Source organism: Mesorhizobium sp. P5_C1 (assembly GCF_054049815.1).
The window spans coordinates 1-9,466 of record NZ_JBFULQ010000197.1 but is presented as its reverse complement, the minus strand read 5'-3'; the positions used below and the strand labels follow the sequence as shown (position 1 = coordinate 9,466).

The following is a 9,466-nucleotide window of genomic DNA, read 5'->3' as shown; positions in this document are numbered from 1 at the left end:
GGGCTGGAGCGCTTGGCCATGTATGTGCAGGGCGTCGACAATGTCTACGACCTCAACTTCAACGGCCGCGAAGGGGCCGACAAGGTCACCTACGGCGATGTCTTCCTGCAGGCCGAGCAGGAGTATTCGCGCCACAATTTCGAATACGCCAACACGGCGATGCTGCTGCGCCATTTCGAGGACGCCGAGGCCGAATGCAAGGCGCTGCTCGATGCCGGTGCACCGGCGTCGAACGACAATCTGCCAATGCACCGCATGGTTTTCCCGGCCTACGACCAGTGCATCAAGGCCAGCCATGTCTTCAACCTGCTCGACGCGCGTGGCGTGATTTCGGTCACGGAACGGCAGAGCTACATCTTGCGGGTGCGCAATCTGGCGAAGGCCTGCGGCGAGGCGTTTTTGAAGACACAGGCTGGCGGACTGGCGGCCTGAGTTCAGGCTCGCTTCATCACCTTGAGGCAAGCGTTGATCGGCAATACGTTCTGACCAGTGGCACCGTCGATCGTGCGCAATGCCTGCCGAACGCCCGGCATCGAGAACGCACCGTGAGCCTGCGCGGTGAAGCAGGCGGTGAGTGCTACAATCTGCAGAAGTCTGGATGCCGTTTTCATGGTCGTTCAGCCAATAGTTCCCTACCTGAGCGTGGGTCGCTTCAGCGCTGCGTTCGGTTCATGGAAATCTTTGATCCAAGGACGGGCGGGTTCGCCTCGTCCCGACAGGGCGGCCAAAATTTCCGGAAAGGGTGACAGCGGCCAGCCGAGTTGCTATGCCCCGCGCGGACCATCTTGCCGCGTGAGCCTCATCCATGCCTGACCTGCTTCTAGAACTTTGCTCCGAGGAAATCCCCGCACAGCCGCGCGCCCGCAGCGCCGGAGGCGCGAGGACGCGCAAAGAGGGAGAAGGCGTGCGGGTGGAGAAACTCTGATGCCGGATTTGTTGCTCGAACTTCGCTCCGAGGAAATCCCCGCGCGCATGCAGCGTAAGGCGGCGGGTGATCTCAGGAAGATGTTGACCGACGGTCTGGTCGAGGCGGGGCTGACCTATGAGGCAGCGCGCGAGTACTGGACGCCGCGGCGTCTGGCGCTCGATATCAGGGGCCTGACCGCGCGCTCGAAGGATATAAGCGAGGAGATCAAGGGACCGTCGACGACGGCGCCCGAACAGGCGGTGCAAGGTTTCCTGCGCAAGGCCGGGCTTTCGTCGATCGCCGAGGCGCATGTCCATTCCGATCCTAAGAAAGGCGATTTCTACGTCGCCCACATCTCGAAGCCGGGCAGGGCATCGGAAGAGATCATCGCCGAGCTGGTGCCGGGCATCATCCGCGGCTTCCCCTGGCCGAAATCGATGCGCTGGGGGCCGGCCTCGGCCAAGCCCGGTTCGCTGCGCTGGGTGCGGCCGCTGCAATCGATCCTGTGCACCTTCGGCCCGGAGACCGAGGAACCGGTGGTGGTCGATTTCGAGATCGACGGCATCCGTTCGAGCAACATCACCTATGGCCACCGCTTCCACGCGCCTGGCGCCATTACGGTGCGCCGCTTCGACGACTATGTCTCAAAGCTGGAGGCGGCCAAGGTCGTGCTCGACGCCGACCGGCGCAAGGAGATCATCCTTGCCGACGCACGCAATCTCGCCTTCGCCAACGGGCTCGATCTTGTCGAGGACGAAGGGCTGCTGGAGGAAGTCTCCGGGCTGGTCGAATGGCCGGTCGTGCTGATGGGCGAGTTCGAGGAGGCTTTCCTGGCCATTCCGGCCGAAGTGATCCGGTTGACCATCCGCGCCAACCAGAAATGCTTTGTCACGCGGCCGCAGGGTGCTGCCGAGGGTCTTTCCAATCGCTTCATCCTCACCGCCAACATCGAGGCCAAGGATGGCGGCAAGGAGATCGCCCACGGCAACGGCAAGGTGGTGCGCGCCCGGCTGTCCGATGCGCTCTATTTCTGGACGACCGACCAGGGCGATTTGCCGGACCTCCATCAGCTCTCGGCATCGGCGGAAAAATTCGGGCTCGATCTCAAGAAGCCGCTCGACCAGCGCATGGCGCGCCTCGACCATCTCGGCGTCACCTTCCATGCAAAGCTCGGCACGCAAGGTGAGCGGGTGGAGCGGATTGCCCGGCTCGCCGAGGAATTGGCGCCGATCGTCGGCGCCGATCCTGTGCTGGCGCGCCGCGCCGCTGTCCTTGCGAAGGCCGATCTCACCACCGAAGTCGTCGGCGAATTTCCCGAACTGCAAGGCGCCATGGGCCGAAAATACGCGCTGCTGCAGGGCGAGCATGCTTCGGTCGCCGCGGCGGCGGAAGAACACTACAAGCCGCAAGGTCCTTCCGACCGTGTGCCGAGCGATCCGGTATCGGTCGCTGTCGCGCTTGCCGACAAGCTGGATACGCTTATCGGCTTCTGGGCCATTGACGAAAAGCCGACGGGATCGAAGGACCCCTATGCGTTGCGTCGGGCAGCGCTCGGGGTGGTTAGAATATTGAYCGAAAATGATACTCGACTGGCGCTGGCCCCCATCGTCGGGAGGGTTTCCGACCTCCTCGCCTTCTTCCACGATCGCCTCAAAGTCTACCTCCGTGACCAGGGTGCGCGGCATGATCTGATCGACGCCGTCATCACACCGCAGTCCGACGACCTGCTGCAGATCGTGCGCCGTGTCGAGGCGCTTGGTTCTTTCCTCGACACCGAGGACGGCAGGAATCTGCTCGCCGGCACCAAGCGCGCGGCCAACATCCTGGCCGCCGAGGAGAAGAAGAAAACGGTGGTCGCCAAGACTGTTGAGCCGGCGCTGTTTCGCGAGGATGCTGAGAAATCACTGTTTGCGGCGGTGAATCAGGCTGAGAAGCAAGCCGGCGAAGCGATTCAAAACGAAGACTTTTCCGGCGCGCTGCTGGCGCTTAGCGTGTTGCGCGAACCGGTTGATTCATTCTTTGAGCATGTTCTCGTGAATGATGAGGACGAGGCCGTGCGCGCCAACCGCCTGGCGCTCCTCGCCCGCATCCGGGCGGCCACCGGTCAGGTCGCGGACTTCTCGAAGATCGCTGGTTGAGGCCTGAAAAATTCTGAAGATGGGTCCTTCGAGCCGGCTTACAGTCATATGACGATGACCTCTCCGTGGCAAAAGGGACATGTTCCCCAACCCACGGAGGCTTCCATGAATTCCGATCACGAAATCGAAGTGACAGAAGAAACCCCGGCTCCCGCCGAGGCGCTTGAATCCGCTTCCGAAACCGCCCTCGATCACGCTGCCGCCGCCACGGTCGAAGCGGCCGATCTGTCGGATGATGACGAAGACGGCGACGATGAAGAAGGCGAAGAGTCTGACGACGCCGAAGCCGCCACGCTCTCCGATGATGATGAAGACGAAGAAGACGAAGACGATGAGGACGAAGACGACGCCGATGACAGCGTGAAGGCTGAAGGCGACGACGAGAAATCCGAAGAAGACGAATCCGAAGACGACGAGTCCGAAGAAGGCGAAGACAAGGAAGAAGCCGCCTGATTTTAGGCCGCCGATCTATTGATTGATGAAAGGGCGGCGCTGACGCGCCGCCTTTTCTGTCAGATGCGGACCTATCAGTCTTCCCGGAAGCTGACTGGGTCAGGCTTCCCGGAAGCTGACGGGTCAGTCTTCCAGAATGCTGACACGCACGCTGTTTTCGTAGACGTCGACCTGGATCAGCGGCTCGCCATTGACGATGGCGCGCTTGGTCGAGGAGCTCATCGCGCCGGAGCGCTCCAGCATGCGCTGCAAATCGGCGCGCTGGTCGTTGGTCCTGAACCAGCCATCACCCTCGTCGTCGCGGTCGCGACGGTGGAATTTGTGCCAGTTGGCGCGGTCCTGCCGTACCATCTGCGCGGCAGTCTCCAGTGCATAGCCGTCACTCGCCTGATGATCCCGATCGGAAATGCGCGCGACATAGGATCCCAGCATGTCATCGGCTTGGGCCGCGCCGGCGCCAAACAAGGACGCCAGCAGAAGCCCGGCCGCAGTAACAATTTTGAATTTTCTCATGATCAGCCCCCTTACCCCAAATGACAAAAACCCGTCTACCATGGCCGCTTGACGAAATTCGGACAGTGGCACCCGGCGGCGAAGAACCGCGACGGGTCTGCCTGCAAATRGTGCGCTGGGCGCCAGACCGCCGTCAAGTCGCGGTCCAGCCTCTAATTGGCTTTGCTGACCCCGCGAGCGGGCTGGGTTGTTGCTCGTGCGGGTGCTTTCGGCGGCGAGGCCGAGTTTGTCCCGGCGTCTCCCGCAGGCGCGGCGGAGGCTGTAGCCGTTGCCGGCGCAGTACCTGTCGCCGGCGCAGTACCTGTCGCCGGCGCGGTGCCCGTCTCTGGTGCTTCGGCTTTCGCCGAGGCGGCGCTTGGCGCCGGCGCCGAGAAGGCCGGACCGACGATCCCGCCGCGAATGACCATCGGGTTCTGCTCAAACCCACGCCTGGCCTCCGGCTTGTCCGTGATCGCCGACACCTTTTCATAAGTGACGTCGGGCTGCGCTTCGCCGAGCCCCACCACCGATTGCACATTGCTGGCCTTGGCGGTTTCGGCGGTCTTCAGGGGTTTGGCGGCATCGAGCTTGATGATGGATGGCGTCGAAGAGGGCACGCCGGGGAAAACCAGCGACGAGGCCTGTGCCCCGCCGGCCGCCACCACAACGACAATACCCAGCAGCATACGCACAGACACCATGATCGCTCCCCTTTGCCCAGAAGCCGCACAGTAGCGGGCCGGAATTGATGCCGGCTTTCGCGTGAACGTAGCATTTTAGCGATTGATAAATCGCCAATGCCCAGATTGCCCGACAGCGACTTGTCGCAACAGCCGACTTGCCCAACAGCCGCCATCGTACTACGCAGCCGTCATCTGCGAGGTGATGAGAGTGGCTGAAATACTTGCCGTCAGCGAGGCGCTGGAGCGGGCGCTGGCGCTGCTCCGGGACGGCGACGTCGTCGCCATCCCGACCGAAACCGTCTACGGGCTTGCCGGCGACGCCACCAACGGCATCGGCGTGGCGCGCATTTTCGAAGCCAAGGGGCGGCCCCGCTTCAACCCGCTGATTGCCCATGTCGCCGACATGGCGATGGCCGAGCGCATAGCGCTGTTTGATCCGCTGTCGAAGAAACTGGCGCTTGCGTTCTGGCCGGGTCCGCTGACGCTGGTGCTGCCGCAGCGGCCCGGCAACGGCATCCACCCGCTGGTCACGGCCGGGCTCGATACGATTGCCTTGCGCATGCCAAGAGGCTTTGGCGGCGAGCTCATCGCCCGGCTTGGCCGGCCGCTTGCCGCGCCCAGCGCCAATTCATCCGGCAAGATCAGCGCGACCACGGCGCAAGCGGTGGCGGCGGATCTCGGCGCACGCATAAAGCTGGTGGTCGATGGCGGGGCGACGCCAGTCGGGCTGGAATCGACCATCGTCAAGGCCGAAGGGGAAAGATTGCGGCTGCTCCGGCCTGGCGGCATTGCCGCCGAAGACATCGAGGCGGCCATCGGCATGGGGCTCTTGCGCGGCGGCGCCGCCGGCGTCGAGGCACCGGGCATGCTTGCCTCGCACTATGCGCCTGACGCCGCGATGCGGCTCAACGCCGGAACAGTTGGTGAGGGCGAAGCCCTGCTCGGCTTCGGCAGCCAGCGAGCCGAAGGCTGGCGACATGCCGCCGCGTTCGTCAACCTGTCCGAGACAGGCGACCTGCGCGAAGCGGCGAGCAATCTTTTCGCTCATATGCAGGTACTCGACAGCAGCGGCGCACGGATTATCGCCGTTGAGCCTGTTCCCTTCGACGGGCTTGGCGAGGCGATCAACGATCGGCTCTCGCGCGCCGCCGCCCCTCGTGACAACATCTTGGCAGCAACGTAGTTTTCCCCATGACCGAAGTATCAGAGAAACTCGATCCCGCTCTCATCGATCGCTTCGCGGCGATCGTCGGTGACAAATACGCGTTGCGCGACGAGCAGGATATCGCGCCTTACCTCACGGAGCGACGCGGGCTCTGGCATGGCGCGACGTCGCTGGTGCTGCGGCCGGGCAGCGTTGAGGAAGTCAGCCAGATCATGCGGCTGGCAACCGAGACGGGAACGCCAGTCGTGCCGCAAAGTGGCAACACCGGACTGGTCGGCGCCCAGGTGCCGGATAGATCCGGCCGCGAGATCGTGCTGTCGCTGTCGCGGCTGAACCGCATCCGCGAGATCGATGTCTTGTCCAACACGGTGACGGTCGAAGCCGGCGTCATCCTGCAGACGCTGCAGGAAGCGGCTGATAGCGTCGACCGGCTGTTTCCGCTGTCGCTGGCCGCGCAGGGCTCCTGCCAGATCGGCGGCAACCTGTCGTCCAATGCCGGCGGCACCGGCGTGCTTGCCTATGGCAATGCGCGCGAACTCTGCCTTGGGGTTGAAGTGGTGCTGCCGACCGGCGAGGTGTTCGACGATTTGCGCAAGCTGAAGAAGGACAACACCGGCTACGACCTGAAGAACCTGTTCGTCGGCGCCGAGGGCACGCTAGGCGTCATCACAGCCGCCGTGCTCAAGCTGTTCCCGAAGCCGAAAGGGCGCGAGGTGGCTTTCGTTGGCCTGTCATCGCCGCAAGCAGCGCTCTCCCTGTTCAGCCTGGCGATGGACCGCGCCGGAGCAGCGCTCACCGCCTTCGAACTGATCGGCAAGCGCCCGTACGACTTCACCCTGGCGCATACCCAGGGCGTGGTGCGGCCGCTGGTCGAAGATTGGCCGTGGTATGTGCTGATGCAGATTTCGTCCGGCCGCTCATCGGAGGATTCGCGGGCATTGATCGAGGAGGTGCTCTCGACTGGTCTCGAACAGGAGTTCGTCGGCGACGCAGTCATTGCCGCAAGTCTTGGGCAGGGCGATGCCTTCTGGAACTTCCGCGAGCTGCTGCCCGAGGCGCAGAAGCCGGAGGGCGCTTCGATCAAGCACGACATTTCGGTGCCGATCGCTTCGATCCCGCGCTTCATCGAGGAGGCCGCCGGCGCGGTGGCGTCGGTGAGTGCCGGCGCCCGCGTGGTCTGCTTCGGCCATATGGGTGACGGCAATCTGCACTATAACATCTCGCGGCCCGTCGACGGCGACGACGAGGCGTTTCTCGCTCTCTATCATACGATGAACAAGGCCGTGCATGACGTGGTGCGCAGCCTGCACGGTTCGATCTCGGCCGAGCATGGCATCGGCCAGTTGAAGCGGGACGAACTGATCGCCACAGCGGCACCGATGGCGATCGACCTGATGCGCCGGGTGAAGGCTGCCTTCGACCCAGCCGGCATCATGAATCCCGGTAAGGTTATCTGATCCTTTCGGCATCTTGTGGCTGGTGGCATTCCGATAACCATCCCGCAGATCAGCAAAATTTAACCGACTTTCTTAAGCGGGGCGGTAAGGAGCCCACGCTACTGTCTGCTCACAAACGAGGCTGGAAAAACCGGCCCGGAGAGAACCGGACACCGGCTCTCAGGAGACAGACAGGAAGGCACTCTATGAACACCGGACTGAAGCCAGTCTGGGCCGGACGCAACATGCGTCTCGACCCATTCCGCCTGCCGCAAGTGGTGAGCTACGCCACACGCGACGACTACGGCGACGTGACCTTTACCATCGACAAGCGGGGCGCAGTGATCCGCCGCATGCTCGAGATGAGCGGTTTGCCGGCGATCATCGCGCTGCCAGCCAATGCGTTTCGCGGCGTCGCCGCCCGTGCGATGGAGGATCCGGACGGCAATGTTACGGTGACGCTGGAACTCCTGCACAACGATCCGATGCTGTCGGTGCCGCTGCTGGTGGCCGATGATCTCGAAGATGTCGCCGCCGACTGGCGGGCCTGGGCCGACGCCTACCGTCTGCCGATGCTCTTGATCGAGTCGGACGGCGTTGCCCGTACCCTGGAAGAATCGCTCGGCGCCGCCATCAAGACGCTGCCGCCGCAGGATCGTCGCAAGGGCCGCGTTTCGCACATGCGCCGCCCGCGCTTCCTCGCCCGCCGCAGGGCCGGCGATCTCGGTCTCAGGCTGGTCATCGACGGCCAGGAGATTATTTCGCGGGAGTAGAAAGAGCTTGGCGCGTTCTTCCTTCTCCCCTGTGGGGTGAGAAGGAAGAAAGCCGCTAAACCAGCGGCTTCAATGCCACCCACACTGCGCCGCCGATCAGGCCAAGGAAGATCAGCCAGCCGACCTGGTTGTTCGAACGGAACAGCCGCAGGCACTGGTCCGGATTGTCGATATCCAGTACGGCGATCTGCCGGGCCATATGGGCGCCGGCGGCGATCAGCCCGGCCAGCGCCACCACTGGAGCCTGAGCCGACGCGAAGGCGATGGCGAAGCACACAAGCGTGCCGCCATAGAGCCCGACAAGCCATGACTTGGTGTTGTCGCCGAACAGGCGCGCCGTCGAGCGCACGCCGACAATGGCGTCATCTTCCTTGTCCTGATGCGCATAGATCGTGTCGTAGCCGATCACCCACAGGATAGAGCCGATATAGAGCATGATGGCGGGTCCATCGAGGTCGCCGAACTCGACTGCCCATCCCATCAGTGCACCCCAGGAAAAAGCAAGGCCGAGAACCAGTTGTGGCCAGTTGGTTATCCGCTTCATGAACGGATAGACGGCGACGATGGCCAGCGAGCAGATGCCGAGCAGAATGGCGAAACTGTTGAACTGGATGAGCACCACCAGGCCGATCAGCGCCTGCAGGACAAGAAACACCCATGCCCGCCGACGCGTGGTCTTGCCCGACGGCAGCGGCCGTGACCGCGTCCGCTCGACCTTGTTGTCGATGTCCTCGTCGACGAGGTCGTTGTAGGTGCAGCCGGCGCCGCGCATGGCGATGGCGCCGATCAGGAAAAGCACGAGATACAATGGCGCCGGCAGCAGCGAGAGCAGCGGATCGCCGGGACGCGGATAGGCGCTCGCCGCAAGTGCCGCCGACCACCAGCAAGGCCACAAAAGCAATTGCCAGCCGATCGGCCTGTCCCACCGGGCAAGCTGCGCATAGGGCCATATCGAGCGCGGCAGCACGCGATAGACCCAATGGCCGTTCGGTGCATCGGCGACACGGCCCTGGGCCGCTTTCGACTGGATCGGTTCCATGCTGCTGGATTGGCAGCAGACTGGAAGGCCGTCAAGCAGTCTCGCTTGCGGACGCGAAGATGTCATGAGAGGCGAACCAATCCTTCGCGACCTCGATGAACGCCAGCGCCGCATTGGAAACGCGCTGGTGCGTGTCATAGGTGAGCAGGATCCGCTGCATGGGCAGCGGATCGGACAACCGTTTGCAGAGGAGCGGCAGGCCGTCATAGCTGCGGTCGCCATGCGGGCGGGTGTAGCTGACGGCGACGCCGAAGCCATTGGCGACCATGCTGCGCTGGAGTTCGAACGAACTCGTCGTTGTGTCCGCCACCGGGGAGAGACCGCGGCTGCGGAACAGGTCGAGCATGTGCTGCCAGCTGTGCGGTTGGTCTGTCGTGATC

11 protein-coding genes are annotated in these 9,466 nt (G+C 63.4%); 6 read left to right on the top strand and 5 right to left on the bottom strand.

The genetic code is table 11. The features are described 5' to 3' along the window. Window positions 1-432: glycine--tRNA ligase subunit alpha (locus ACXJ7R_RS16885; protein WP_457152834.1), on the top strand; the 432-nt coding region annotated here is incomplete at its 5' end. Window positions 433-434: 2 nt separating this feature from the next. Here the strand turns inward: ACXJ7R_RS16885 and ACXJ7R_RS16880 are convergent. Continuing rightward, complete coding sequence (locus ACXJ7R_RS16880) at window positions 435-611, bottom strand: hypothetical protein (RefSeq protein ID WP_167392422.1); 177 nt, start codon at window positions 609-611, stop codon at window positions 435-437. 313 nt (window positions 612-924) lie between these two features. On the opposite strand from ACXJ7R_RS16880, the gene glyS reads away from it, so the two are divergent. Both glyS and ACXJ7R_RS16870 read left to right on the top strand, forming a co-directional pair. Next, a complete protein-coding gene (gene glyS, locus ACXJ7R_RS16875) occupies window positions 925-3,045 on the top strand; it encodes a glycine--tRNA ligase subunit beta (RefSeq protein WP_457152833.1) in 2,121 nt (706 codons plus the stop codon). A 105-nt stretch (window positions 3,046-3,150) separates the two neighbouring features. Next, window positions 3,151-3,498, top strand: a complete 348-nt coding sequence (locus tag ACXJ7R_RS16870) for an ATPase (protein WP_457152832.1) — start codon at window positions 3,151-3,153, stop codon at window positions 3,496-3,498. A 123-nt stretch (window positions 3,499-3,621) separates the two neighbouring features. Here the strand turns inward: ACXJ7R_RS16870 and ACXJ7R_RS16865 are convergent, their stop codons facing one another. Then, window positions 3,622-4,011 carry a hypothetical protein gene (locus ACXJ7R_RS16865; protein WP_457152831.1) on the bottom strand — a complete coding sequence of 130 codons (390 nt, stop codon included), beginning with the start codon at window positions 4,009-4,011 and terminating at the stop codon, window positions 3,622-3,624. Window positions 4,012-4,163: 152 nt separating this feature from the next. After that, window positions 4,164-4,691: a hypothetical protein gene (locus tag ACXJ7R_RS16860; protein ID WP_457152830.1), complete on the bottom strand. Its 528-nt coding sequence runs from the start codon at window positions 4,689-4,691 to the stop codon at window positions 4,164-4,166. A 184-nt stretch (window positions 4,692-4,875) separates the two neighbouring features. On the opposite strand from ACXJ7R_RS16860, the gene ACXJ7R_RS16855 reads away from it, so the two are divergent. From ACXJ7R_RS16855 to ACXJ7R_RS16845, 3 genes are all read left to right on the top strand, one after another. Next, window positions 4,876-5,856 carry an L-threonylcarbamoyladenylate synthase gene (locus ACXJ7R_RS16855; RefSeq protein ID WP_457152829.1) on the top strand — a complete coding sequence of 327 codons (981 nt, stop codon included), beginning with the start codon at window positions 4,876-4,878 and terminating at the stop codon, window positions 5,854-5,856. Between the two features lie 8 nt (window positions 5,857-5,864). Continuing rightward, window positions 5,865-7,295: an FAD-binding oxidoreductase gene (locus tag ACXJ7R_RS16850; protein WP_457152828.1), complete on the top strand. Its 1,431-nt coding sequence runs from the start codon at window positions 5,865-5,867 to the stop codon at window positions 7,293-7,295. 185 nt (window positions 7,296-7,480) lie between these two features. After that, on the top strand, window positions 7,481-8,047 hold the full coding sequence (locus ACXJ7R_RS16845) for a DUF6101 family protein (protein WP_095091904.1): 567 nt from the start codon (window positions 7,481-7,483) through the stop codon (window positions 8,045-8,047). Between the two features lie 55 nt (window positions 8,048-8,102). Here the strand turns inward: ACXJ7R_RS16845 and ubiA are convergent, their stop codons facing one another. Both ubiA and ACXJ7R_RS16835 read right to left on the bottom strand, forming a co-directional pair. Continuing rightward, window positions 8,103-9,086 carry a 4-hydroxybenzoate octaprenyltransferase gene (ubiA, locus tag ACXJ7R_RS16840; protein ID WP_095091905.1) on the bottom strand — a complete coding sequence of 328 codons (984 nt, stop codon included), beginning with the start codon at window positions 9,084-9,086 and terminating at the stop codon, window positions 8,103-8,105. A 31-nt stretch (window positions 9,087-9,117) separates the two neighbouring features. Continuing rightward, on the bottom strand, window positions 9,118-9,466 hold a 349-nt coding region (locus ACXJ7R_RS16835; protein ID WP_457152827.1), incomplete at its 5' end, for a LysR substrate-binding domain-containing protein.

Excerpts from the sequence above, each read along its gene's own strand:
- ACXJ7R_RS16865 (WP_457152831.1), bottom strand. The coding sequence starts at position 4,011 with ATGAGAAAATTCAAAATTGTTACTGCGGCCGGGCTTCTGCTGGCGTCC.
- ACXJ7R_RS16870 (WP_457152832.1), top strand. The coding sequence starts at position 3,151 with ATGAATTCCGATCACGAAATCGAAGTGACAGAAGAAACCCCGGCTCCC.
- ACXJ7R_RS16880 (WP_167392422.1), bottom strand. The coding sequence starts at position 611 with ATGAAAACGGCATCCAGACTTCTGCAGATTGTAGCACTCACCGCCTGC.
- ubiA (WP_095091905.1), bottom strand. The coding sequence starts at position 9,086 with ATGGAACCGATCCAGTCGAAAGCGGCCCAGGGCCGTGTCGCCGATGCA.
- ACXJ7R_RS16850 (WP_457152828.1), top strand. The coding sequence starts at position 5,865 with ATGACCGAAGTATCAGAGAAACTCGATCCCGCTCTCATCGATCGCTTC.
- ACXJ7R_RS16855 (WP_457152829.1), top strand. The coding sequence starts at position 4,876 with ATGAGAGTGGCTGAAATACTTGCCGTCAGCGAGGCGCTGGAGCGGGCG.
- ACXJ7R_RS16845 (WP_095091904.1), top strand. The coding sequence starts at position 7,481 with ATGAACACCGGACTGAAGCCAGTCTGGGCCGGACGCAACATGCGTCTC.
- ACXJ7R_RS16860 (WP_457152830.1), bottom strand. The coding sequence starts at position 4,691 with ATGGTGTCTGTGCGTATGCTGCTGGGTATTGTCGTTGTGGTGGCGGCC.